General features: G+C 72.4%; 21 protein-coding genes. 16 read left to right on the plus strand and 5 right to left on the minus strand.

Annotated elements, in window-relative coordinates:
- Positions 1–65 precede the first annotated feature (65 nt).
- Together ACFZDC_RS22000 and ACFZDC_RS22005 are read left to right on the plus strand one after the other, a co-directional pair.
- On the plus strand, positions 66–1844 hold the full coding sequence (locus ACFZDC_RS22000) for a phosphatidylglycerol lysyltransferase domain-containing protein (RefSeq protein ID WP_391326210.1): 1779 nt from the start codon (positions 66–68) through the stop codon (positions 1842–1844).
- Between the two features lie 10 nt (positions 1845–1854).
- Entirely contained in the window at positions 1855–2583 is a 729-nt protein-coding gene (locus ACFZDC_RS22005) for a hypothetical protein (protein ID WP_391326212.1), read from the plus strand.
- Here ACFZDC_RS22005 and ACFZDC_RS22010 read toward each other — a convergent pair.
- Positions 2523–3287, minus strand: coding sequence for a hypothetical protein (locus tag ACFZDC_RS22010; RefSeq protein ID WP_391326214.1), 765 nt, complete (start codon positions 3285–3287; stop codon positions 2523–2525). The two genes, ACFZDC_RS22005 and ACFZDC_RS22010, sit on opposite strands and share 61 nt — an antisense overlap.
- Before the next feature lie 60 nt (positions 3288–3347).
- On the opposite strand from ACFZDC_RS22010, the gene ACFZDC_RS22015 reads away from it, so the two are divergent.
- The 9 genes from ACFZDC_RS22015 (at position 3348) to ACFZDC_RS22055 (ending at position 16131) form a co-directional block, all read left to right on the plus strand.
- Entirely contained in the window at positions 3348–4133 is a 786-nt protein-coding gene (locus ACFZDC_RS22015; protein WP_391326216.1) for an adenosylcobinamide-GDP ribazoletransferase, read from the plus strand.
- Between the two features lie 48 nt (positions 4134–4181).
- The gene (locus ACFZDC_RS22020; RefSeq protein ID WP_391326218.1) at positions 4182–4790 is read left to right on the plus strand and encodes a hypothetical protein; all 609 of its coding nucleotides are present in this window, start codon (positions 4182–4184) and stop codon (positions 4788–4790) included.
- Between the two features lie 624 nt (positions 4791–5414).
- Positions 5415–6953: a leucyl aminopeptidase gene (locus ACFZDC_RS22025; protein WP_391326220.1), complete on the plus strand. Its 1539-nt coding sequence runs from the start codon at positions 5415–5417 to the stop codon at positions 6951–6953.
- A 316-nt stretch (positions 6954–7269) separates the two neighbouring features.
- Complete coding sequence (gene lpdA, locus ACFZDC_RS22030; RefSeq protein ID WP_391326222.1) at positions 7270–8658, plus strand: dihydrolipoyl dehydrogenase; 1389 nt, start codon at positions 7270–7272, stop codon at positions 8656–8658.
- A 61-nt stretch (positions 8659–8719) separates the two neighbouring features.
- Entirely contained in the window at positions 8720–10510 is a 1791-nt protein-coding gene (gene sucB / locus ACFZDC_RS22035; RefSeq protein ID WP_391326224.1) for a 2-oxoglutarate dehydrogenase, E2 component, dihydrolipoamide succinyltransferase, read from the plus strand.
- Between the two features lie 353 nt (positions 10511–10863).
- On the plus strand, positions 10864–11487 hold the full coding sequence (locus ACFZDC_RS22040) for a GntR family transcriptional regulator (RefSeq protein WP_066992958.1): 624 nt from the start codon (positions 10864–10866) through the stop codon (positions 11485–11487).
- 261 nt (positions 11488–11748) lie between these two features.
- Positions 11749–14460 carry a pyruvate dehydrogenase (acetyl-transferring), homodimeric type gene (gene aceE, locus ACFZDC_RS22045; protein WP_391326226.1) on the plus strand — a complete coding sequence of 904 codons (2712 nt, stop codon included), beginning with the start codon at positions 11749–11751 and terminating at the stop codon, positions 14458–14460.
- Positions 14461–14536: 76 nt separating this feature from the next.
- The gene (locus ACFZDC_RS22050; RefSeq protein WP_391326228.1) at positions 14537–15553 is read left to right on the plus strand and encodes a WYL domain-containing protein; all 1017 of its coding nucleotides are present in this window, start codon (positions 14537–14539) and stop codon (positions 15551–15553) included.
- Between the two features lie 59 nt (positions 15554–15612).
- Positions 15613–16131 carry a DUF4240 domain-containing protein gene (locus tag ACFZDC_RS22055; RefSeq protein WP_391326539.1) on the plus strand — a complete coding sequence of 173 codons (519 nt, stop codon included), beginning with the start codon at positions 15613–15615 and terminating at the stop codon, positions 16129–16131.
- Here the strand turns inward: ACFZDC_RS22055 and ACFZDC_RS22060 are convergent.
- Both ACFZDC_RS22060 and ACFZDC_RS22065 read right to left on the minus strand, forming a co-directional pair.
- Positions 16121–16357 (minus strand): hypothetical protein, encoded by a 237-nt coding sequence (locus ACFZDC_RS22060; protein ID WP_391326230.1) that lies wholly within the window; start codon positions 16355–16357, stop codon positions 16121–16123. The two genes, ACFZDC_RS22055 and ACFZDC_RS22060, sit on opposite strands and share 11 nt — an antisense overlap.
- Before the next feature lie 64 nt (positions 16358–16421).
- A complete protein-coding gene (locus tag ACFZDC_RS22065; protein ID WP_391326231.1) occupies positions 16422–16694 on the minus strand; it encodes a hypothetical protein in 273 nt (90 codons plus the stop codon).
- A gap of 197 nt (positions 16695–16891) precedes the next feature.
- On the opposite strand from ACFZDC_RS22065, the gene ACFZDC_RS22070 reads away from it, so the two are divergent.
- The gene (locus ACFZDC_RS22070) at positions 16892–18085 is read left to right on the plus strand and encodes a MarP family serine protease (protein WP_391326233.1); all 1194 of its coding nucleotides are present in this window, start codon (positions 16892–16894) and stop codon (positions 18083–18085) included.
- An 18-nt stretch (positions 18086–18103) separates the two neighbouring features.
- Here ACFZDC_RS22070 and ACFZDC_RS22075 read toward each other — a convergent pair whose 3' ends face one another.
- On the minus strand, positions 18104–18592 hold the full coding sequence (locus tag ACFZDC_RS22075; protein ID WP_391326235.1) for a GNAT family N-acetyltransferase: 489 nt from the start codon (positions 18590–18592) through the stop codon (positions 18104–18106).
- A gap of 96 nt (positions 18593–18688) precedes the next feature.
- Here ACFZDC_RS22075 and ACFZDC_RS22080 point away from each other — a divergent pair, with 96 nt between their 5' ends.
- Positions 18689–19582: a TIGR01777 family oxidoreductase gene (locus ACFZDC_RS22080; RefSeq protein WP_391326237.1), complete on the plus strand. Its 894-nt coding sequence runs from the start codon at positions 18689–18691 to the stop codon at positions 19580–19582.
- A gap of 243 nt (positions 19583–19825) precedes the next feature.
- A complete protein-coding gene (locus ACFZDC_RS22085; RefSeq protein ID WP_391326239.1) occupies positions 19826–21190 on the plus strand; it encodes an FAD-dependent oxidoreductase in 1365 nt (454 codons plus the stop codon).
- A 193-nt stretch (positions 21191–21383) separates the two neighbouring features.
- Here the strand turns inward: ACFZDC_RS22085 and ACFZDC_RS22090 are convergent, their stop codons facing one another.
- Positions 21384–22850, minus strand: a complete 1467-nt coding sequence (locus tag ACFZDC_RS22090; RefSeq protein ID WP_391326240.1) for a regulator — start codon at positions 22848–22850, stop codon at positions 21384–21386.
- Positions 22851–23088: 238 nt separating this feature from the next.
- On the opposite strand from ACFZDC_RS22090, the gene lipB reads away from it, so the two are divergent.
- A complete protein-coding gene (gene lipB / locus ACFZDC_RS22095; protein WP_391326242.1) occupies positions 23089–23886 on the plus strand; it encodes a lipoyl(octanoyl) transferase LipB in 798 nt (265 codons plus the stop codon).
- A 158-nt stretch (positions 23887–24044) separates the two neighbouring features.
- Complete coding sequence (gene lipA / locus ACFZDC_RS22100) at positions 24045–25010, plus strand: lipoyl synthase (RefSeq protein WP_391326244.1); 966 nt, start codon at positions 24045–24047, stop codon at positions 25008–25010.
- Positions 25011–25226: the final 216 nt, after the last annotated feature.

The raw sequence follows: 25226 nt of genomic DNA on the forward strand, positions 1-25226 counted from the left end.
GTACGCACACCACGACTGCCGGAAAAGAATGGTTCGCCGGGGCGACCCCCATATGATACTCCCTCATGGGAGATGCCCGAATTGCCGTGGAAGAGCTGGCCGAGGCTGCGCGGCGGTCGAGCGGGGTCTCCCGCCGGGCCGCCGCCTTCGCCGTCTGGTATCTGCGGGCCGTCGCCTTCGTCAACTTCCTGAGTGCGGTGTGGGTCACGCTGGGCCAGGACGTGCGCCGGCACAACCAGGAGAACTACTTCACGCCGTACCTGCTGACGGCCGGCTTCGCCTCGGGCGTGTTCACGGCGTTCCTGGCGATCACCATGCGCCGGCGCAAGCGGGCCGCGTGGATCCTGAACGTGGTGCTGAGCGGCTCGTTCCTGGCCCTGTTCGCGTTCGCCATGGCGTTCCCGGAGATCCGGCGCTACGCGCAGAACTGGGTCTCCCTGGTGCTGACGGCCGCCTTCGTCGGGGCGCTGCTGGTCGGGCGCCGGGAGTTCTACGCCAAGGGTGACCGGTCCAACCCACGGCTCGCCGCAACCGTGGGCGTCGGCGGCGGGCTCATCGCCTCAGTGCTCGCCGGGCTGCTGGTCACGGTCACCAACCAGGCGCCGGATGCGGCCCGTTCGACGTTCCTGGAGCGCTGGCACTACGGCACCCTGCGACTGGTGTCGGTGGCCGCCGAGGAGTCAAGATTCCCCGGCATCGACCCGCCCAACTGGGCCAACGTGGCCGTCAACGTGGTCAGTACGGTCCTCGTCCTCGCCGTCTTCTACGCCGCCTTCCGTTCCCGGCGTGCCGTCGACCCGCTGACCGAGGACGACGAGAAGCGGCTGCGGGCGCTGCTGGAACGCCACGGGGAGCGGGACTCGCTCGGCTACTTCGCGCTGCGCCGGGAGAAGAGCGTGGTGTGGTCGCCGACCGGGAAGGCGGCGGTCGCCTACCGGGTGGTCGGCGGGGTGAGCCTCGCCTCCGGCGACCCGCTCGGGGATCCGGAGGCGTGGCCCGGCGCGATCGTGCCCTGGCTGGTCGAGGCGCGGGCCCACGGGTGGATCCCGGCGGTGATGGGGGCGAGCGAGGAAGCGGGGACGGTCTACGCGCGGCACGGCCTCGACGCGCTGGAACTCGGCGACGAGGCGATCGTGGAGGTGGCCGAGTTCACCCTGGAGGGGCGGGCGATGCGATCCGTCCGCCAGGCACACAATCGGGTGACACGGGCCGGGTACCACGTGCGCATCCGGCGGCACGCGGACATCCCGGCGGACGAGATGGCGTATCTCCTCGAGCGTGCGGACGACTGGCGGGACGGGGCGACCGAGCGCGGGTTCAGCATGGCGCTCGGGCGGCTCGGGGACCCCGAGGACGGACGGTGCGTGATGCTGGAGTGCACGGACGCCGAGGGCAGGCTGCGCGCGCTGCTCTCCTTCGTGCCGTGGGGGCCGCACGGGCTGTCCCTGGACCTGATGCGCAGGGACCGGGACTCCGACAACGGGCTGATGGAGTTCATGGTCATCGAGCTGCTGCGGCGGGCCGAAGAGATCGGAATCACGCAGGTCTCACTCAACTTCGCGATGTTCCGGTCGGTCTTCGAACGTGGCGCGCGCCTCGGTGCCGGACCGGTGCTGAGGCTGTGGCGGTCGCTGCTCAGCTTCTTCTCACGGTGGTGGCAGATCGAGTCGCTGTACCGCGCCAACGCCAAGTACCGGCCCATCTGGGAGCCCCGGTTCCTGCTTTTCGAGAAGAGCGCGGACCTGCTGCGCATCGGCCTCGCGTCGGCTCGCGCGGAGGGTTTCCTGGAGGCGCCGGGGCTGCCGAAGTGGCTGCACCGCAGGCACCTAGAGACGCACCGATGAGGAACGTTTGATGAGGACGCTCGCCCGCTGGGCCCGTGCCGAGTGGGGGCTGCTGTACGTCACCGTGCGCGAGCCCCTGTCGAAGCGGCGGCTGCGGGCGGTCCCGATGACCCTCGGGGCGGTGTGTCTGACCGCGCTGCTGCAGTACGTGCAGAACCAGACGTGGGGCAACCAGTTCGTGCAGAACCTGGGGGCCGTGCGCGCCGAGGACCCGCTGGGTCCGGCGCTCCTGCGCACTCCCCTCTCCCTGTTCGTCCCCGCGCTGGACCTGCCGGTGTGGGGCGCGCTCGCGCAGATCCTGTTCGTGTTCGGGATCGCCGAGCTCTGTCTGGGCTGGTGGCGGACGCTGACCATCGCGTACGTCGCCACGCTCGCCGGGACGCTGTACGCGCGCGTGGGCATCACGCTCGGCCCGCACGCCCCGTTCGGCCTGCCCGGCTCGGACGCGCAGGTGGTGGACACCGGTCCGTCGGCGGCCGTGGTGGGGCTCGCCGTGTTCGTGAGCTGGCGCTACGGCGCCTATGTGACGGCGGGCGCGGTGACGTTGGCGATGGTGGTCGAGGTGCTGCTCAAGGAGAACCTGGCGGGCAAGGAGCATCTGGCCGCGCTGATGGGGGTGGGCACGCTGTGCCTGGTCGCGGCGGTGCGGCCCCGGTACGGGCACCGGCCGCGGCACGGTCAGTGGCGGCCGGGCAGACGGACCGGGCGCGGGTCGGGCTTGCCGCCGATCCAGTCCTGAAGGGCGCGGCGGGGCCCGGCCCAGCGGCGGTCGTGGCGGTAGGCGCGCAGGGCGGCCCTGGCGCGGGCGCGGGGGCGGCGGCCGTAGAAGCGGCGGGCCCACGGGGAGCCGGGGCGGGCCAGGCGGATCGCGCCGACGAGCGCCACCAGGGGCACGATGGCCCCGAAGACGGCGATCCGGGCCTTGCCCTTGCTCAGGGCGATCAGGGAGAAGAAGAAGTTCACGGCGATGTTGGAGACGACCGCGCCGCGGTCCTGCAGTTCCTGCTGGGACAGGTCGTTGACGCCGAACGGCGAGAAACCGGCCAGCAGCAGGCCGACCAGGGCGGCGGTGAGGACGACGACCTCCACGCTCTTGCGGCCCTCCTCGCTCCAGTAGACGTCGTCCAGGTGCAGGATCAGCGCGAACTCGTCCAGGACCAGCCCCGCGCCCATGCCGAAGACGACCGCGGCGAGGGCCGCGCCCGCACCGTGCCGGTCGCTGGCGACGGCACCGAAGCCGCCGACGATGGTCAGCAGGAGCCCGGGGACCACGTGGTGGATGTGCAGCCCGCCCACCTTGACGTTGCCGAAGGGGCCCTTGCCGGCCCGGATCAGCCGGGTGATCACGCGGGTGACGACGAAGGTGACGACGAAGGCGGTCAGGGCCAGCAGCAGCGGGAGTTTGCCCGGCTCCAGGATGTTGCGCTCCCACCAGTGCCCCATGTGCGCACTTTATCCTCGGCTGCGGTGGGGAGCCCGGCGACCGCCCGGTAACCTGCGCCGATGCCCAAGTCCTCACCTCTCGACGGCCTCCGCTTCGCCTTCGGCACGCTCTCCGTGCTGCCTGTCCGGGTGCACCGCTGGGACCGGGAGGCCGCACGCGGGGGCATGCTGAACGCCTCGGTGGTCGGGCTGGTCGTCGGCGGCTGCGCGGCGGGGCTCGGGGTGCTGCTGCTCTTCCTGGGCGCCGGTCCGCTGCTCGCCGCCGTCGCCTCCGTCGCCGTACCGGCCGCGCTCACGCGCGGGCTGCACCTCGACGGGCTCGCCGACACGGCGGACGGACTCGGCAGCGGCAAGCCGGCCGAGGAAGCGCTGCGGATCATGAAGCAGTCGGACATCGGACCGTTCGGGGTGCTCACCCTCGTCCTGGTGCTGCTGGCCCAAGTGGCCGTGCTGGCGCAGCTGTACGGCGACTCCTGGTCGCGGGGCGGCACCGCGGCGCTGACCTCGGCGGTCGCGGCCCGGCTCGCCCTCACCCTGGCCGCGCGCACCGGGGTGCCGGCCGCCCGTCCGGAGGGGCTGGGGGCGGCGGTCGCCGGGGTGGTGCCGGTGCCGGGCGCGCTGGCCGTGACGGCCTCCTTCACGATCGTCTCGGCTGCCTTCGGGACGGCCTACGGCCCGTACGGCGCGCTCCGGGCGGCGGCCGCGGTGCTGTTGTCCCTCCTCGCCGCCGAACTCCTGCTGCGCCGCTGCAGGCACCGCTTCGGCGGGATCACCGGGGACGTGTTCGGCGCCCTCGCCGAGACGGCGGCGACCACCGCGCTCCTCGTGCTGTCCCTGGGTCGCTAGGCTCTGCGCCCGTACACGGACAAGACGTGTGTGATCGGGGGGACATCCGTGCTCAAGCTACGCCGTGCCGTGGCCTGGTTCGTCGACTTCGCTCTGGTGGTGGCGGCGGCCTGGCTGCTCGCCGTGCTCACCTTCCACCGGGTCACCGCGCTCGTCACCGACGTGCCGGAGCTGGCCTCGCGCGGCGGCTTCGACCTGCTGACCTCACGCGGTGACGTGCTCGGCGCCTCCGAGACGCTCGGTCTGTCCCTGTGGGACGGGGCGGTGCTCGACGTGGAGGAGGCCTTCGGGGCGCTCGTGCTCGTCACGTTCCTCTACCAGTGGGCCTGTCTGGCGCTGCTCGACCGCACTCTCGGCAAGGGCCTGCTCGGACTGCGGGTGACCCCGCGGCTGTCCCGTCACGTGCTGCGCCGGGCCGCCGTCACCACGGCCGCCGATGTCGCCGTCTACGCGCTGGCCTGCGTGCTGCTGATCGAGGGCGAGTTCCTGCTGTCGGTGCTGGTGTGGGCGGTCGCGGTGGCGCTGTTCCTGGTCAACGCGCTCCCGGTGCTTCTGCCCGGCCGCCGCTCCCTCGCCGACCGGCTGGCCGGCACCTCGGTCGAGGGGGCGCTGCGGCGGGTGGAGCCCGGGCCGTGGGGCAGCGTGCCCCAGGGGTGAGCGTCCGGCCGGGCACCGCGCGGTGCACGGAGTCGCGTCCGCTGCCGGTGAGTGAGCCGAGGGAGGCCGACCTCCGGCATGCCCGTTTGTCCACGGCAGCTTCGGTGCGAGCGCCGGGCGCCCGGTGCGGCCCGGGCCGAACGCTCCCCCGCGTACGCCGTCCCGAACGCGGTGGTGGAGACCGGGACCTGCCGGTCGCAACGGGCCCCTGGCCCCGGCGTGAGCAGTCCCGCGGCCGTCGCCGTGGCGCTCGCTCCTCTGCAGCGGTGCGCGCGGTGTGCCATGGCAGGTTCCCTCCCTCCTCAGAAGATCCTCTCCGGTGAATCGACGGAGGTGGCAATCACGCCGGTCGGTGGGCGGACGGTCCACCGGAACCCGACGCGTGTGGCTCACGTCACCGACGCCCGGGACGAGAAGTGGCCATGACGCCACAGGCAGGTGAACACCCGCAGGCATGAGCGAACACGCGCACGCGCGTAGTCTCGTCACGGGTGTTCGCCGACAGGGTGAAGGCCCCGGTTGCCACCTGCCCCCAGGCCTGGACCTAGGGTCGGCTCTCGGGCCCGGTCGACCCACCCCTCATCGGCCACAGCAACTTCACATCGGAAGCGAGATTTCACCACCGTGACTGCTCTGACTCTCAGCACCGCCGCGGCGCCCGGCCTGCGGGCCGACGCGATCGTGATCGGTGTCGCCAAGGGCGCTGCGCCTAGGTCTGGGGACCTGGTCGTCGCCCCCGGCGCCGAGGCCGTGGACAAGGCATACGACGGCAAGCTGGCCGGCGTCCTGGAGACCCTCGGCGCCTCGGGTGCCGAGGGCGAGCTGACGAAGCTGCCCTCCCCGGCCGGCTTCAAGGCGCCGCTCGTAGTGGCGGTGGGCCTGGGCGCGGAGCCCGAGAAGGACTCCGGGTACGACGCCGAGGCGCTGCGCAAGGCCGCCGGCGTGGCCGCCCGCGCCCTCGCGGGCTGCAGGAAGGCCGCGTTCGCGCTGCCCGTCGACAGCCCCGGCGACCTCGGCGCGATCGGCGAGGGCGTCCTTCTCGGTGCCTACGTCTTCGACACGTACAAGGACGGCGGGAAGGACCCCAAGGCCAAGAACGGCAAGGCACCGCTGGCCGAGGCCGTGCTGCTCGGCGGCAAGCCGCGGGACGCCGCCCACAAGGGTTCCGTGGCCCGGGCGCTCGCGGTCGCCGAGGAGCTGAACCGCGCCCGCGACCTGATCAACATGCCGCCGAACGACCTCACCCCGCAGGCGTTCGCCGGCGTGGCGCAGGCCGCGGCCAAGGAGCACGGGCTCAAGATCCAGGTGCTCGACGACAAGGCCCTGGTCAAGGGCGGCTACGGCGGCATCCTCGGCGTCGGCAGCGGCTCCGCCGCGACCCCGCGCCTGGTCAAGCTGTCGTACACCCACCCGAAGGCGGACAAGCACCTGGCCTTCGTCGGCAAGGGCATCACCTACGACTCGGGCGGCATCTCGCTGAAGCCGGCCGGCCACAACGAGACGATGAAGTGCGACATGAGCGGTGCCGCCGCCGTGTTCGCCGCGGTCGTCGCCGCCGCCCGCCTCGGTCTCCAGGTCAACGTCACCGGCTGGCTGGCGCTGGCCGAGAACATGCCGTCCGGCTCCGCGGTGCGGCCGGGTGACGTGCTGCGCATGTACAGCGGCAAGACGGTCGAGGTGCTCAACACCGACGCGGAGGGCCGGCTGGTGCTCGCCGACGCGCTGTGGGCGGCCTCGCTGGAGAAGCCGGACGCCATCGTGGACGTGGCCACGCTGACGGGCGCGATGATGCTGGCGCTGGGCAGCCGGACGTTCGGGATCATGGCGAACGACGAGTCGTTCCGCTCCGCGGTGCACGAGGCCGCGGAGGAGGTCGGCGAGCCGGCGTGGCCGATGCCGCTGCCGGAGCACCTGCGCAAGGGGATGGAATCCTCCGTCGCCGACATCGCGAACATGGGTGAGCGGATGGGTGGCGGGCTGGTCGCCGGTCTGTTCCTGCGCGAGTTCGTGGGTGAGGGGATCACCTGGGCGCACCTCGACATCGCGGGCCCCGCGTTCAACGAGGGCGGCCCGTTCGGCTACACGCCGAAGGGTGGTACGGGCTCGGCCGTGCGGACCCTGGTGCGGCTGGCGGAGCTGACGGCCGCGGGTGACCTGGGCTGATGTTCGCCTAGGACTCCGGTTCCGTCCGTCGTACGGCGGCTCCGCAGCGTGGGGGCTGGGCGCTCCCGCGCGGCGGAGCCGCATGTCGGCACAGCCCCGCGGCCCTTTCGTGCGAGCGCCGATTCCAAGGGCACGTGGGGTGTCTCACACCCAGGCCCGGCGTCTCCTACGCCTCGAACAAGTGCAAAGATGGAGCCCGGCAGGACAGGGCCCCACCGAAGGGCCGAAGCATCAAGCGGCCGGACACCAGCCGACCGGCCGGTCACCGAGGGACAAGGGTGCCCGGCGTACGGCGCACATGCATGGAGGACGTGACGTGGCGAACGACGCCAGCACCGTTTTCGACCTAGTGATCCTCGGCGGTGGTAGCGGTGGTTACGCCGCGGCCCTGCGCGGGGCGCAACTGGGCCTGGACGTCGCCCTGATCGAGAAGGACAAGGTCGGCGGCACCTGCCTGCACCGGGGTTGCATCCCCACCAAGGCCCTGCTGCACGCGGGCGAGATCGCCGACCAGGCCCGCGAGAGCGAGCAGTTCGGCGTCAAGGCCACCTTCGAGGGCATCGACGTCCCGGCCGTCCACAAGTACAAGGACGGCGTCGTCGCCGGTCTGTACAAGGGCCTGCAGGGTCTGGTCGCCTCCCGCAAGGTGACCTACATCGAGGGTGAGGGCCGGCTGTCCTCCCCGACCTCCGTGGACGTGAACGGCCGGCGCGTCCAGGGCCGCCACATCCTGCTGGCCACCGGCTCCGTGCCGAAGTCGCTGCCGGGCCTGGAGATCGACGGCGACCGCATCATCTCCTCCGACCACGCCCTCGTCCTGGACCGCGTGCCGAAGTCCGCGATCATCCTGGGCGGCGGTGTCATCGGCGTCGAGTTCGCCTCGGTCTGGAAGTCCTTCGGCGCCGACGTCACGGTCGTCGAGGGCCTGAAGCACCTCGTCCCGGTCGAGGACGAGAACAGCTCGAAGCTTCTTGAGCGCGCGTTCCGCAAGCGCGGCATCAAGTTCAACCTGGGCACCTTCTTCCAGAAGGCGGAGTACACGGCCGACGGTGTCAAGGTCACCCTCGCCGACGGCAAGGAGTTCGAGGCCGAGGTCCTGCTGGTCGCGGTGGGCCGCGGGCCCGTCTCCGCCGGCCTCGGCTACGAGGAGCAGGGCGTCGCCATGGACCGCGGCTACGTCCTCGTCGACGAGTACATGCGCACCAACGTTCCGACCATCTCCGCCGTCGGTGACCTCGTCCCGACGCTCCAGCTCGCGCACGTGGGCTTCGCCGAGGGCATCCTGGTGGCGGAGCGTCTGGCCGGTCTGAAGGTCGTTCCGATCGACTACGACGGTGTCCCGCGGGTGACGTACTGCCACCCGGAGGTCGCCTCCGTCGGTATCACCGAGGCCAAGGCCAAGGAGATCTACGGCGCGGACAAGGTCGTCGCTCTGAAGTACAACCTCGCGGGCAACGGAAAGAGCAAGATCCTCAACACCGCGGGCGAGATCAAGCTCGTCCAGGTGAAGGACGGCGCCGTGGTCGGCGTCCACATGGTCGGTGACCGTATGGGCGAGCAGGTCGGCGAGGCCCAGCTGATCTACAACTGGGAGGCGCTGCCGGCCGAGGTCGCCCAGCTCATCCACGCCCACCCGACGCAGAACGAGGCGCTCGGAGAGGCACACCTGGCGCTGGCCGGCAAGCCGCTGCACTCCCACGACTGAGCCTTCGGTCAACGGGCGCGACGACACAGACTTCCGCAATTCGTAAGGAGCAACCGAAACCATGGCGGTTTCCGTAACCCTTCCGGCGCTCGGAGAGAGCGTCACCGAGGGCACTGTCACCCGGTGGCTGAAGGCCGAGGGCGAGCGCGTCGAGGCCGACGAGCCGCTGCTCGAGGTGTCGACCGACAAGGTCGACACTGAGATCCCCTCGCCCGCCGCCGGTGTGCTGGCCTCGATCAAGGTCGCCGAGGACGAGACCGTCGAGGTCGGCGCCGAGCTGGCCGTGATCGACGACGGCACGGGCGCGCCCGCTGCCGCTCCGGCCCCCGCGGCCGCCGAGGCTCCGGCTCCGGCCGCTCCGGTGGCCGAGGCCCCGGCCCCCGCGTCGGCCCCCGAGGCTCCGGCCGCCCCCGCCCCCGCCGCCGCTCCGGCCGGTGGGGCCGAGGGCACCGACGTGGTCCTGCCCGCGCTCGGTGAGTCCGTCACCGAGGGCACCGTCACCCGCTGGCTGAAGTCGGTCGGCGACTCCGTCGAGGCCGACGAGCCGCTGCTCGAGGTCTCCACGGACAAGGTGGACACCGAGATTCCGGCGCCGACCTCCGGCGTGCTGCTCGAGATCGTGGTCGGTGAGGACGAGACCGCCGAGGTCGGCGCCAAGCTCGCCGTCATCGGCGCCCCCGGTGCCGCTCCGGCCCCGGCCCCGGCTCCCGCGGCTGCCGCTCCGGCTCCGGCCGCCCCGGCTCCCGCGGCTGCCGCTCCGGCTCCGGCCGCCCCGGCTCCCGCGGCTGCCGCTCCGGCCCCGGCCACCCCGGCACCTGCTCCGGCCCCGGCTCCCTCCCCGGCCCCCGCGGTTGCCGCTCCGGCCCCGGCCGCCCCGGCGCCCGCTCCGGCCCCGGTGACCCCGGCCACCGCGCCCACCGCGCCGACCGCCACCCAGGCGACCGACGAGGGCGCTTACGTCACCCCGCTGGTGCGCAAGCTCGCCGCCGAGAACGGCGTCGACCTGGCCACCGTCAAGGGCACCGGCGTCGGTGGCCGCATCCGCAAGCAGGACGTCCTCGCCGCCGCCGAGGCCGCGAAGGCCGCTGCCGCCGCTCCGGCCAGGAAGGCCCCGGCGCTCGAGGTCTCCCCGCTGCGCGGCCAGACCGTCAAGATGCCTCGCATCCGCAAGGTCATCGGCGACAACATGGTCAAGGCGCTGCACGAGCAGGCCCAGCTGTCGTCGGTCGTCGAGGTCGACGTCACCCGTCTGATGAAGCTGCGTGCCAAGGCGAAGGACTCCTTCGCGGCCCGCGAGGGCGTCAAGCTCTCCCCGATGCCGTTCTTCGTCAAGGCGGCCGCGCAGGCGCTGAAGGCCCACCCGGTCGTCAACGCCAGGATCAACGAGGCCGAGGGGACCATCACCTACTTCGACACCGAGAACATCGGTATCGCGGTGGACTCCGAGAAGGGCCTGATGACCCCGGTCATCAAGCACGCGGGCGACCTGAACATCGCCGGCATCGCCAAGGCCACGGCCGAGCTGGCGGGCAAGGTCCGCGGCAACAAGATCACCCCGGACGAGCTGTCCGGCGCGACCTTCACCATCTCCAACACCGGTTCGCGCGGCGCGCTGTTCGACACGATCATCGTGCCGCCGGGCCAGGTCGCGATCCTCGGCATCGGTGCCACGGTCAAGCGTCCGGCCGTCATCGAGACCGAGGAGGGCACGGTCATCGGTGTCCGCGACATGACCTACCTGACCCTCTCCTACGACCACCGCCTGGTGGACGGCGCCGACGCGGCCCGCTACCTGTCGGCGGTCAAGGCGATCCTGGAGGCGGGCGAGTTCGAGGTCGAGCTCGGCCTGTAATCACCGATCACCGCGACACAGTGATGCCCCTGCCCGGAAGTTCCGGGCAGGGGCATCGCTCCTTCAGGGGCGCGGGCCCGTATCGAGACGCTCGCTCCTTCAGGGGCGCGGGCCCGTATCGAGACGCTCGCTCCTTCAGGGGCGCGGGCCCGTATCCAGGCGCGGCTCCGCCGCGTGGGCGCGACCGGCCGCGAGCCGTCCGCAGCCGCCCGAGCACGGCGCGCACCGGGCCCGAAGGTGCCGAAACCACCATGTGCGCCTCGTCTCACCTGCGCCAAAGCACCCCCACGCGCCCTACCCCCGGAGCGAACCGGCCGTATTGTCTAAACGTCAGCCCTCCCTAAGGAGCCCTCATGACCGCGCCCGTCGTCCACTCGCTGCGCGAGCAGATCCGCGAGCACATCGTGGAGGGAATCGTCAGCGGGCGCTGGCAGCCGGGCGAGCGGATCGTGGAGCGGCGGATCGCCACCGAGCTGGAGGTCAGCCAGACTCCGGTGCGGGAGGCTCTGCGTGAGCTGGAGTCGCTCCGGCTGATCGAGTCCGCGCCGAACAAGGGCGTACGGGTACGGAACCTGACGGCAGCCGACCTGGAGGAGAGCTACCCGGTCCGGGCCGGTCTGGAGGCCATCGCGGCGGAGCTGGCGGCGGAGCGCCTCGCGGAGGACTGCTCGGCCCTGGAGCCGCACGTCCTCGCCCTGTACGAGGCGGACCGCAAGGCCGACGGCACGGCCCAGGTCCGCCACACGGTCGGCTTCCACCGCGAGCTGGTCCGCGCGGCGGACAACTCGGTGCTGCTGCACACCTGGGAGGGCCTGGGCATCGAGGTCTTCACGGCCCTGTCGATCCGCTGGCTGGGCACGGTGCAGCAGTCGTACGCGGAGGAGCACGAGGAGCTGGTGCAGGCCTTCAAGCGCCGGGATCCGCGGATCGCCGAGCTGGTGAAGGCGCACGTCCTCGGGTGCGCTCCGCGCGCTTGACGCAGCCGAGCATTCCCCCGCTCACCTGCGAAAACCCCGCTCAGAGGGCGTCACCCGGTGCCATCGCCGAAGGCACCGCGTGCCGACTTTCTCGGAATCAAGAGGTTTTCGTCCTCAACCCTTTGATCGATCATCGATCAGGGCGTTACAGTCGCCGACGGACTTCCACCGAAGTCCTCCGCCCTGTCCTGCCAAAGACCAAGGGCACCCCCGAACCCCTTACCGATGAGGGAACCCCCTTCGACTGAGGAAGGCGGCGACATGACCGACCCCCACGCCATCCAGCCGAGCGCGCTCGACCAGCTCCCGGACCGCGACCCGGAGGAGACCGCCGAATGGCAGGCCTCCCTCGACGCCGTCGCCAGGGAGGCCGGGCCGCACCGCGCCGCGTACCTGATGCGCCGCACGCTGGAGCGCGCCGAGGCGGGCGGCATCACGCTGCCGAAGCTCCTCGAGACGGACTACGTCAACACCATCCCCACCTCCGCCGAGCCGGGCCTGCCCGGCGACCCGGAGATGGAGGCCCGGATCACCGCGTGGAACCGCTGGAACGCGGCCGCGATGGTGACGCGGGGCAGCAAGTACGGCGTCGGCGGCCACATCGCCACCTTCGCCTCCGCGGCCTGGCTGTACGAGACCGGCTTCAACCACTTCTTCAAGGGCAAGGAATCCCAGGAAGCGGCCGGTTCGGGCGACCAGCTGTACATCCAGGGCCACGCCTCCCCCGGCATCTACGCCCGCGCCTTCCTCGACGGCCGCCTGAGCGAGGCGCACCTCGACCACTTCCGCCAGGAGGCCGGCGGCAACGGCCTGCCGTCGTACCCGCACCCGCGCCGGCTGCCCTGGCTGTGGGAGTTCCCGACGGTGTCGATGGGCCTCGGCCCGCTGTCGGCCATCTACCAGGCACGCTTCAACCGCTACCTCACCAACCGCGGCATCAAGGACGTCTCCGCGTCCCACGTCTGGGCCTTCCTCGGCGACGGCGAGATGGACGAGCCGGAGTCGACGGCGGCCCTCGCGCTGGCCGCGCGTGAGGAGCTGGACAACCTCACCTTCGTCATCAACTGCAACCTGCAGCGCCTCGACGGCCCGGTCCGCGCCAACTTCAAGATCGTGCAGGAGCTGGAGGCCCAGTTCCGCGGCGCCGGCTGGAACGTCGTCAAGACGCTGTGGGGCTCCGCCTGGGACGAGCTGTTCCAGCTCGACACCACTGGCGCGCTGGTCCGCCGGCTGCGCCAGGTACCGGACGCGCAGATCCAGACGTACCAGACCCGCGACGCCGCCTACATCCGCCAGGACTTCTTCGGCGCCGACCCGGCGCTGGTGGAGCTGGCGAAGCTGCTGAGCGACGACAAGATCCTCGAGTGCTTCCACCTCTCGCGCGGTGGTCACGAGGCCCGCAAGGTCTACGCCGCGTACCGGGCCGCCGTCGAGCACAAGGGCGCGCCGACCGTGATCCTGGCCCAGACGGTCAAGGGCCACACCCTCGGCGAGGGCTTCGCGTCGAAGAACGCCAACCACCAGATGAAGAAGCTGACGGTGGACGAGTTCAAGGCGATGCGTGACCTGCTCGAGCTGCCGATCAAGGACAGCGACTTCGTCGACGGCGTGGTGCCCTACGGCCACCCGGGCGCCGACTCCCCCGAGGTCCGCTACCTCCAGGAGCGCCGCGCGGCCCTCGGCGGCCCCGCCCCGGCCCGCCGTACGCACGCGCCGGCCCCGCTGCCGGCCCCCGCCGAGAAGGCCTTCGCCTCCTTCGACAAGGGCTCGGGCTCGCAGAACGTGGCCACCACCATGGCCTTCGTCCGCCTGGTCAAGGACCTGGTCCGCGACAAGGAGACCGGCAGGCGCTGGGTGCCGATCGTCCCCGACGAGGCACGCACCTTCGGCATGGAGTCGCTGTTCCCGTCCCTCGGGATCTACTCCCCCAAGGGCCAGACGTACGAGCCGGTCGACCGCGACCAGCTGATGTACTACAAGGAGGCCGAGAACGGCCAGATCCTCAACGAGGGGATCACCGAGGCCGGTTCGATGGCCGACTTCATCGCCGCGTCGACCGCGTACGCGACGCACGGCGAGGCGATGATCCCGTTCTACATCTTCTACTCGATGTTCGGATGGCAGCGCACGGCCGACCAGATGTGGCAGCTCGGCGACCAGCTCGGCCGCGGCTTCCTGGTCGGCGCGACGGCCGGCCGTACGACGCTGACCGGCGAGGGCCTGCAGCACGCCGACGGCCACTCCCCCGTCATCGCCGCGACCAACCCGGCCGCCCTGACCTACGACCCGGCGTTCGCGTACGAGATCGCCGTCATCGTGCGTGAGGGTCTGCGCCGGATGTACGGCGAGGCCAAGCCGGGCGAGGACCAGAACGTCTTCTACTACCTGACGGTCTACAACGAGCCGCTGCCGCAGCCGGCCAAGCCGGCCGGGCTCGGCATCGACGAGGGCATCGTCAAGGGCCTGTACCGCTTCAACACGGCGGAGTCCGCGGGCGTGACCGCTCCGGCCAACGCCCCGCGCATCCAGCTGCTCGGCTCCGGTACGGCGATCCACTGGGCCCTGGAGGCCCAGAAGCTGCTGGCCGAGGAGTGGGGCGTGGCCGCCGACGTCTGGTCGGCCACCTCCTGGACGGAGCTGCGTCGCGACGCGCTCGAGGCCGACGCGGCGCTGCTGCGCGGCGAGGAGCGGGTGCCCTTCGTCCGCCAGGCCCTGCAGGGCGCCGAGGGCCCGGTCCTCGCGGTCTCCGACTACATGCGCCAGGTCCCGGACCAGATCGCGCAGTGGGTGGAGCAGGACTGGTCCTCGCTGGGCGCCGACGGCTTCGGCCTCTCCGACACCCGTGAGGCCGCCCGCCGCCACTTCGGCGTCGACGCCCCGTCGATCGTCGTCGCCGCCCTGGCCCAGCTGGCCAAGCGCGGCGAGGTCAAGGTGACGGCGGTGAAGGAGGCCCGGGAGAAGTACGGGCTGTAGTCTCCGCGGTCCTGTGAAGGGGTACGGCTGCTGCCGTACCCCTTCCTTGTCAGTGGCCCCCGGCATCATGAAGGGCATGCGTGCCGCCCGGCTCATCAAGATGGTGCTCCTCCTCCAGTCCCGGCCCTCCATGACCGCCGCCGAGCTGGCCCGTGAGCTCGAGGTGTCGGAGCGGACGGTCACGCGGGACGCGCAGGCGCTCTCGGAGGCGGGGGTGCCGGTGTACGCCGACCGGGGGCGGGCGGGGGGATACCGGCTGGTCGGCGGGTACCGGACGCGGCTGACGGGGCTGGCGCGGAGCGAGGCCGAGGCGTTGTTCCTGAGCGGGGTGCCGGGGGCGCTGCGGGAGATGGGTCTGCAGGATGCCGCCTGCGCCGCCCGGCTGAAGGTCTCCGCCGCGCTGCTGCCCTCCCTGCGGGACGCCCCGGACAGCGCGGCCCAGCGGTTCCATCTGGACGCGCCCGCCTGGTTCCGGGAGCCGGAGACACCCGCGTTGCTGCCGGTGATCGCCGAGGCGGTGTGGGCCGACCGGCGGATCCGTGCCGTCTACCGGCGCCCCGGCCCGGAGCCGGAGGGGCGCGCCGACGAGGCCGCCGGCGCCGTCGAGCGGGAGCTGGAGCCGTACGGGCTCGTGCTGAAGGCGGGCGTCTGGTACCTGTGCGCGCGGGTGGCCGCCGGCGGCGCCTTCCGGACGTACCGGATCGACCGGTTCGACGCGGTCGGCGGCCTGGACGGGCGCTTCAGCCGTGACCCGGACTTCGACCTGCCGGGCCACTGGGCCGAGCAGGCCGAGCGGTTCGCCCGCTCGATCCTGCGCGCCGAGGTCGTCGTACGGCTGTCCCCGGACGGTGTGCGCAGGCTGCCCCACGCCGTCGATCCGCACTCCGCGCGCGAGGGGCTGCGGAGCGCGGGCCGGCCGGATGCCGAGGGCTGGGTGAGGGTGACGCTGCCGGTGGAGTCCGAGGAGGTCGCGCACGCGCAGCTGACGGCGCTCGGTCCGCAGGCCGAGGTGCTGGCGCCGGCGGCCCTGCGGAAGCGGTTCGTGGCGGACGCGGCACGGCTCGCCGCGCTGTACGGGCGCACGGAGGCCTGATAACGATCCGCCGCACTCCGCGTGCGCCCCACCGGCTCAGGCCCGATGCTGGTGCCGTGATGGACGAGACGGAGTTCTGGGAGCTGATCGACGCCACCCGCGAGGCCGCCGAGGGCGACCCCGAAGAACAGGCCGACCTGCTCGTGGACAGGCTGCTCCAGCTGGATCCGGAGATGATCCTGGACTTCGCCCGTCACTTCGAGGCCCGCTACAACCGCGCCTACCGCTGGGACCTGTGGGGCGCCGCCTGCGTGCTGCTGGACGGGGCCAGCGACGACGCGTTCGACTACTTCCGGTGCTGGCTGATCGGCCAGGGCCGGGAGGTCTTCGAGGGCGCCCTGCACGCCCCGGACACCCTGGCCGACCTGCTCGAGGACTTCGACGAGGAGATCGACGGCGACGGCGAGGAGCTGGGCTACGCGGCGGACGAGGCGTACGAGCAGCTCACGGGAGCCGTCGCCCCGGACCTGGGCATCGAGCCGGCGCCCGCGGAACCGGAGGGCACACCGGTCGACTTCGAGAACGAGGCGGTCCTCGCCGAGCTGTATCCCAACCTCTGGGACCGTTTCAGGGGCTGATTGCACTCAAAGGGGTGATTCGGCCCTTGCCCTGTTCCGGCGCGTGCAACGGCGGCGCGGCGTTGGCCCGGTCGAGCGCGGAGGCCGTCGCGGCGGCCGGGCCCACCACGACGGCCGCGGCGACACGGACGACGGTCCAGGGGCGGCGCACCGCCCGCGCCCACGGGGAGTTCGCCGGCGTGGACTGCCGCGACTGCTCGCCCTTCCGCTGCGTTCGACCGCTCATCGTTCCCCGCCTCCGGTCGGCGCATCTCCGGGTGAGTGCGTGCCTCGACGGTAGGGCGGCGACTTCAGGGGGCCCGGTGAGTCGCCTGTGGCGTCCCTGTGGGCGTCCGGCCCCGCAGGAGTGCGGCCCTCTCCCGGATCTCCGGCAGCCGGGCGGTCACGGCGGCGCCGGGGCAGCTGGTCATGTGGCCGTCGTTGTGGCCGGCCACGGCGGGCAGGGCGGTGGCGCTGCCCGCCTCGTAGCGGCTCAGACCGTTGCTGGAGACGAGGAGTACGGCGCCGGGGAAGGCGCCGGGGCCGCCGCTTCCGTGGCCCCGCCCTCTTCGGAAGGCACGCATGGTCCCTCTGTCGGGTCGCTCGGTCCGGCTCACGACGTGTGCTCTGCCACCTGGCGGAACCATCGTCCCGGCCCAGGACGTTTCAGGGGGTATACGCACACGTGGCCGGTTCGCCGTCCGGTGGCCGCTCGCGCGTGCGTGACTGATCATCGGGCCCGTCCCGCCCGTATGAGGGGGTCCGAGAGAAAGGCGGCTCCGTGGACCTGCTCGACCTGGTGCTTGCGCTGGTGATCCTCTTCTACGCGGCGTCCGGTTACCGGCGCGGGCTGGTGGCCGGTTGCGTGTCGCTGGCCGGGTTCGTGGGCGGTGCGGTCGTCGGTGTGTGGGTGCTGCCGTGGGTGACCGGTCTGGTGGCGCGCGGCTCGGCGGAGGCGACCGTGCTGGCGGTGCTGACGGTGCTGGTGCCGGGCGTGGTGGGGCACGAGCTGGCGGGCCGGCTGGCGCTGCGGCTGCGGCGGGAGCTGGACCGGGAGGGCCGGGGTCCGCTGCGGGTGGCGGACGGCGTAGGGGGTGCCGCGGCCAACTCGGTCGCGGTGCTGATCGTGGCCTGGGTCGCGGCGAGTGTGCTGGGCGCGTCCTCATCCCAGACCCTGACGACGGCGATCCGGAACTCGGCGGTGCTGGGCGCGGTGCAGCAGACGATGCCGGAGACCACCCCCATGTGGTTCTCACGGGCGACGTCCGCGCTGACCGAGGCGGGTTTCCCGCAGGTCTTCAACCCGTTCGAGAACGAGTCGACGGCCCGGGTGGCCAGGCCCAGCGGCGACAGTGTCACGCCTGCCGCGGCCGACGCGGCCAAGCGGAGCACGGTGAAGATCGAGGGCGCCTCTGGCACCGAGGGCCGGGAGGGCAGCGGCTTCGTGTACACGCCGCGGCACGTGATGACGAACGCGCACGTGGTGGCGGGCATCGACCACCCGAGCGTGCGGCTGGGCGGGGTCGGGCGGTCGTACGAGGCCCGGGTGGTGCTCTTCGACCCCGACCGGGACGTGGCGGTGCTGTACGTGCCGCGGCTGCGCGCCCCGGTGCTGCGGTTCGACCGGAGCGCCGCGCGCGGCGACTCGGCGGTGGTCGCGGGCTATCCGCAGGACGGGAGCCTGAACCTGCAGGCGGCGACGGTGGCGAGCCGGATCCGGGCGACGGGCCAGAACATCTACAGCAACCGTACGGTCACCCGGGAGATCTACTCGATCCGCTCGACGGTCCTGCCGGGCAACTCCGGCGGCCCGCTGCTGACCACCGGCGGCCGGGTGTTCGGCGTGGTCTTCGCCCGCTCCACCTCGGACGTCGAGACGGGGTACGTGCTGACGGCGGACGAGGTGGCGGGCGACGCCGGGCAGGCGGCCTCGGCGACGGCACCCGTGGACACGGGCCGGCTGGTCACGTCGTAGGGCGCACGGTCCGGGGGCTCAGAGGAAGCGCCCCATGACCACGTCGTCGACGTACTTCCCCTCCAGCAGGAACTCCTCGGGCAGCACCCCCTCGACCACGAAGCCCTCGGACTCGTACAGGGCGCGGGCCGGGGTGTTGTGCCCGAGCACGCGCAGGGTGAGACGGCGCGCGCCGCGCCCCCGCGCCTCCTCGATCGCGGCCCGGACCAGCGCCCGGCCGACGCCCTTGCCGCGGGCCTCGTCGGAGACCACCAGGCCCTGGATCTGGCGGACGTGCGCGTGCGCGGGCAGCGCGGACACGCGGACGAGACGGATGTAGCCGACGACGCGCCGGTCGAGTACGGCGACGAGGTAGTCCTGCGGCAGATGGCGCTCGTCGAAGAAGGGCGGGTACGGCGGCCGCGGTGCGGGCTGGACCGAGTGCAGGGCTGACCAGGCGGCCCGGTCGAGGAGGGCGAGCTCCTCCTCGTCGGCGGGCAGGGCGATGCGTATGGACGGCTCGGACATGACGGCCACCTTAAGGGCGTGTCGTCCGGATGATGACGGTGTCGCGGGCCCGATCCAGAAGGCGCCCCTCTGGGCAGGACGGGGAAGGATGGGCCCATGGAACGTTCGCGAATCGCGGTGGCCGGCGCGTCCGGTCTCATCGGCAGCGCCCTGGTGCGGTCCCTGACCGCGGACGGGCACGAGGTGGTGCGCCTGGTCCGCCGTGCGCCCCGGGACAGGAGCGAGGTCCGCTGGGATCCCGAGCGGCAGCAGGTGGACGCGGCGGGGCTGGCCGGCTGCGACGCGGTGGTCAATCTCGCGGGGGCGGGGATCGGGGACCGGCGCTGGACGCCCGAGTACAAGCGGCTGGTCCGGGACAGCCGGGTGCTCGGCACGGCGGCCCTGGCGGAGGCGGTGGCCGCGCTGGACACACCGCCGCGGGTCTTCGTCAACGGCAGCGCGATGGGCATCTACGGCGACACGGGCGACCGTGCCGTGGACGAGGACGCTCCGCCCGGGGACGGCTTCCTGCCGTCGCTGTGCGTGGAGTGGGAGGAGGCGACGGCGCCCGTGCGGGAGGCGGGCGTGCGGACGGTGTTCCTGCGCACGGGCCTTGTGGTCGCTCAGGGCGGCGGGGCCTGGGGACGGCTGTTCCCGCTGTTCAAAGCGGGGCTCGGCGGGCGCATGGGCGACGGACGGCAGTACTGGTCGTACATCGCCCTGCACGACGAGATCGCCGCGATCCGGCATCTCATCGACCACGACACGCTGTCCGGGCCGTTCAACCTGACCGCGCCGCAGCCGCTGACGAACCGTGAGATCACCGAGGCGATGGGGCGGGTGCTGCGCCGGCCGACGCTGTTCGCCGTCCCGGCACCGGTACTGCGGGCGGCGCTGGGCGAGATGGCCGGGGAGGTGCTGGGCAGCCTGCGGGCGGTGCCGAAGCGGCTGCTGGAGTCGGGGTTCACCTTTGCGTTCCCGGGCATCGAGGATGCGATCCGCGCCGCCTGACACGTCATCGGGGAGCTTCTGGGATCTTCGGCGATCCCCTCCGGTCTTCTGCGATCCCCTGCGGTCTCCAGCAGCCTCCTGTGATCTCTTGTGACCGTATGCGACCGCCGTGCGACCGTGCCCTGTTGATGCGCGACTGTTCCTGACCAATCACCGCCCTACCCTCGACCCGAACTCGGGTATTCCCGAAGCCAGTTGGGGGCATGACGTCTCCACCGGCCGCGCAACCACAGGAGGGGCCTCGTGCTTGAGCCCGCGTACCAGGTGGACGTCGTCATCGTGGGAGCCGGGATCGCCGGACTCTCGGCGGCTCATCGGCTCACCAGCGCAGGAGTAACGACCGCAGTCCTGGAGGCCGCCCCTTGTGCGGGCGGCCGCATGTCGACCGAGAAGGTCGACGGCTTCCGGCTCGACCGCATCGGACAGCTGTTGTCCACGTCCTACCCCGAACTCCGTCTCACCCCGGGGCTCGGCTCGCTCGCCCTGCGCCGCTTCGCGCCGGGTGTCCTGCTCCACCGCGACGGGCGCACGCATCGGGCGGGCGCACCGGCGGGCATGGGGAGCACAAGGAGCGCACTTCATGTGGTGCGCGCCCTGGCGAGCGCCCCCAGGGGCTCGTCGACCGCGCCGGGCCGGGCCGCCGCGCCGGTGGGCGGCGCGGTCGACCAGGCCCGCCTCGGCACCGCCCTGGGCCGGATCGCCGCCACGCCCGTCGAGCGCCTGCTGTCCCGGCCCGAACTGCCCGCCGCCCAGGCGCTCGCGGCCCGCGGGGTGCCCGCCCGGACGACCGAGGGCTTTCTGCGCCCCCTGCTCGCCGCCCTGCTGTGCGACCCGGAGCTGACCACCTCCAGCCGGTGCGCCGACCTGGCGCTGCACTTCTTCGCGAGCGGCCGGCTGTGCGTGCCGGAGGGCGGTGCGGAGGTGGTGCCGGAGTTGCTGGCCCGGGCGCTGCCGCCCGGCACCGTGCGCACCGGCGTGCGGGTCACCTCCGTGTCCACGACCTCGGTGACCACGGCCGAGCACGGTGTGATCCGCTGCCGTGCGGTGCTGGTGGCGACCGACGCGCGGGCCGCGGCCGGGCTGTTGCCGGGGCTCAGGGTGCCGGACTTCCACCCGTTGACGGTTGTTCACCACACCACGGACGACCCGGCGGCGGTCCTCGCGACGGGTACGTCGCTGCTGCTGGACGCCGACCGCGGGGGGCCGGTCGCGCACACGGCGGTGCTCAGCAACGTCGACCCGAGCCGTGCGCCGGCCGGCCGGGTGCTGATCTCCTCGACCGTGCTGGGCACTCCGCCCGACGGGATCGACACCGCCGTCCGCATCCATCTGTCACGGCTCTACGGCACGTCGACGCGCCCCTGGGAGACGCTGGCGGTGCATCACACCCCGGAAGCGGTACCGGCGATGCGCCCGCCGCACGACCTGCGCCGCCCGGTGCGCCTGCTGGCCGGCCTGTACGTCTGCGGCGACCACCGCGACACCAGCACCGTCCAGGGCGCCCTGCACTCGGCCCACCGGGCGGCATCGGCGATCCTGACCGACCTGGGAGCGGCGGGCTCCATACACCGCGCCGATCCTGCACCCACGCTGCCGAAGGCGGCGTAGCGCACCAAGGGGCGCGGGGCCGTATCGATGTGCGGCTCCGCCGCGTGGGCGCGACCTGCCACGACGGCGCGTCACCGAGCGGACGGACGCCGCCCTCGACCGCGAGGGGCGACGCCCGGTCGGGTGCCGCCGGACCGCACCGTCGTGGCCGACCGGCGTGGCGGCGGAGCGGTGCGCGGCGCACGAGGGCCGCTCACCCCAACGCCGCGACCTTCTCGCGATACCCCCGCACGGGTGCCGCGTCCCGGTACGGCTCCAGCCGGCGCTCGAAATCCTTGACGTACTCCACCGCGCGAGCGCTCCGCATCTCCGCCGCCTGGCCGGCGGCCTCCGCGGCCAGGGCGCAGGCCTGGTCGAGTTCGCCGAGACCGAGCCGGGCGGTGGCGAGGACGACCCGGCAGAAGAGGCGGCTGCGGGCGTAGGAGGGCGCGCGCAGCTGCAGGGAGCGCTCTGCATGCTGCGCGGCCGCCCGGAACTGCTGCAGGTCGCGGTGGCAGTGCCCGAGTTCGTCGGCGAGCTGTGCCTCGTCGAAGAACCGGGCCCAGTACGGCACCTCGTCCCCGGGCCGGGCCGCCTCCAGGGCGCGCTCGGCCCGCACCAGCGCCCCGGTGCACGCCCGCACCTCCCCGAGCACACCGTGTGCGCGGGCCTCGGAAGCGTGCAGCAGCGCCTGCACCACCGCGGGTGCGCCGGTGCCCACCCCCTGCTGCGCCACCCGTGCCAGCTGCACCGCCTCCCGGCCGTGCCCGAGATAGACGGCCTGGCGGCTCATCGTGACCAGGACGTAGGAGCCGTAGGAGCGGTCCCCGGCCGCCTGAGCGAGGCGCAGGGCCTGCACGAAGTAGCGCTGGGCGAGTCCGTGCGCCGCGATGTCGTACGACGTCCAGCCCGCGAGCCGGGTGAGGTCGGCGGCCGCGGCGAACAGGCGGCGACCGGTGTGCTCGTCGTAGCTGCCGCGCAGCATCGGCTCGCACTCGTGCTCCAGGTAGCGCACGAGGGCCTGCCGGGCGTGACCGCCGCCGTAGGCGTCGTCGAGGGTGCGGAACAGCTCGCCGACCGAGCGCAGCGCGGCGATGTCGCCGCCGGTGACCTTGTGACCGGGAGCGCGGCCGGCCTGTCCACGGGGCCGGGGCGGAGCCGGCACGGTCTCCGGCCTGTGCTTGACGGTGCCGGGGCGGACCTGGGCGGGCACCCGGGGCACCGGTTCGCGGGCCACCCGGTCGTCGGCCTTGCCGATCAGCCAGTCCCGGCTGGGCACGACCAGCCCGGCCGGGGTGAAGGCGATCTTGCGCAGCTCGGCGTGGCTGCCGGAGTCCTTGCGCCACAGCCCGCTGACGATGTCGACGGCCTCCTCGGGGGTGGCCGCGAACTCCAGACCGGCGTACACCGGCGCGCAGGCGTCCAGGCCGAGATCCTGGGCCGTGAGCCGGCGCCCGAGCCGGCGCGTGAACACCTCGGCGATCAGCGCGGGCGTCGTACCCCGGGGCTGCTGCCCGCGCAGCCAGCGGGTCACCGAGGTCTTGTCGTATCTGAGGTCCAGCCCGTGTTCCAGACCGAGCTGGTCGACGCGACGGGCCAGACCCGCGTTGGAGAACCCCGCCTCTGCGATGAGCGCGGCGAGCTGGCGGTTGGGGGTGCGCTGCGCGGGTCGGTCCGTCATCGGCGGTGCGGTCTCCTGCCTTCCGGCTGCTGAAGTGCCGGGATTGCCTGTGAGCAGCCCATATGGGCGCTTGAACGGCGCGAATGTAGCGGAGCGTGAGCAGGCGATCGCACTCTTCCCCGTACATTCATCCGATCGTGTGAGGATTGCCCGCAGGGCTGACGTTCGCCGGTCGGACGTACAGTGGCGTGGGCCGTTACAGGCCTGACACACCGGTTCGCTGAGGGAGGCGCTTGCCGTGAGTGAGTTGCGGTTCGTCCGTATGGGGTTCGGCGCGGATGCCGTCGACTACCAGGAGGCGTGGGACGAGCAGCGCCGGGTGCACGCGGCCCGGTTCGCCGACGAGATCCCCGACACCGTGCTGCTCCTGGAGCACCCCCCGGTGTATACGGCGGGCCGGCGTACCGAGGCCGCCGAGCGCCCGCTCGACGGCACCCCGGTCATCGACGTGGACCGCGGCGGCAAGATCACCTGGCACGGCCCCGGCCAGCTCGTCGGCTACCCGATCCAGAAGCTGCCCCGCCCGGTGGACGTGGTCGCGCACGTGCGCCGCCTCGAGGAGGCGCTCATCCGCACCTGCGCCGAGTTCGGCGTGGAGACCACCCGCGTCGAGGGCCGCAGCGGCGTATGGGTGCTCGGCGACCCGGTCGAGCAGCGGCCGGCGTTCGGCGGACTGTCGCTCGACTTCGACCCGCGCCTCACCGACGAGGAGTTCGACCCGCGGCTGAACGGCCCGGAGTACGCGCCCTCCAACGCCGGCCAGCGCCGCGAGGACCGCAAGATCGCCGCGATCGGCATCCGGGTCGCCAAGGGCGTCACGATGCACGGCTTCTCTTTCAACGTGAACCCGGACAACCGCTGGTTCGACCGGATCATCCCGTGCGGGATCCGGGACGCGGGCGTGGCCTCGCTGGCGGCCGAGCTCGACCGGGACGTCACGATCGAGGACGTCCTGCCGATCGTCGAAAAGCACCTGAAGGACATCCTGGAGAACGCCGACCTCAAGCCGCGGGTGATCGAGAAGGCCAGCGCCTGATCAGCGAGGGGCACCCCCTGCCCGAGCGAAGCCGAGAGCTCGGGGAGCACCCTGTGACCAGGGGGTTGGCCTCGCCGGTAGGGCTCAGTTGGCACGGGCGTACGCTGGTGTACGCCGAAGAATCGAAGACTACTCACAGCAATCAGCAGGGAGCCGATGTGTCCGCAGTCGCACCCGACGGACGCAAGATGCTGCGCCTGGAGGTCCGTAACAGCCAGACCCCCATCGAGCGCAAGCCCGAGTGGATCAAGACCCGGGCGAAAATGGGTCCCGAGTACACGAAGATGCAGAACCTCGTGAAGAGCGAGGGCCTGCACACGGTCTGCCAGGAAGCCGGCTGCCCGAACATCTACGAGTGCTGGGAGGACCGCGAGGCGACCTTCCTCATCGGCGGCGACCAGTGCACCCGGCGCTGCGACTTCTGCCAGATCGACACCGGCAAGCCCGAGGCCCTCGACCGTGACGAGCCGCGCCGTGTCGGCGAGTCCGTGGTCACGATGGACCTGAACTACGCCACCATCACCGGCGTCGCCCGCGACGACCTGGAGGACGGCGGCGCCTGGCTGTACGCGGAGACCGTGCGGCAGATCCACCGGCAGACCGCGGACCGCGCGGGCGGCCGGACGAAGGTCGAGCTGCTGGCCCCCGACTTCAACGCGGTCCCCGAGCAGCTCGCGGAGGTCTTCTCCTCCCGCCCCGAGGTCTTCGCGCACAACGTCGAGACCGTGCCCCGGATCTTCAAGCGCATCCGCCCCGGCTTCCGCTACGAGCGCTCCCTGAGGGTCATCACCGAGGCCCGCGACTTCGGCCTGGTCACCAAGTCCAACCTGATCCTCGGCATGGGCGAGTCCCGCGAAGAGGTCAGCGAGGCCCTCAAGCAGCTGCACGACGCCGGCTGCGAGCTGGTCACCATCACCCAGTACCTGCGCCCCTCCGTGCGCCACCACCCGGTGGAGCGCTGGGTCAAGCCGCAGGAGTTCGTGGAGCTGAAGGAGGAGGCCGAGCAGATCGGCTTCTCCGGTGTGATGTCCGGCCCGCTGGTCCGGTCCTCGTACCGCGCCGGCCGCCTCTACCAGATGGCCATCGAGAAGCGGGGTGCCTTCGTCGCCACCCAGGCGGTGTGAGCCGACCGTGTGAATTCACGCACAAGTAATTACTGGCCAGTAATGGCCGAGTCGACGCGGTCCCGCACGTCCTCGCTGATGAGGGCGGCCGTCGGGGCCGCGTCGGCGTCTCGGTGCCCGCATCAAGGCTTCACTGGCGTTTGACCGGTCGGTCACGCCCTGGTAACACCAATGAGTGACTCTGATATCACGCCCCGTACACCCGATCCGAGGGGG

This window comes from Streptomyces sp. NPDC007905 (assembly GCF_042959345.1).
Lineage (GTDB): Bacteria > Actinomycetota > Actinomycetes > Streptomycetales > Streptomycetaceae > Streptomyces.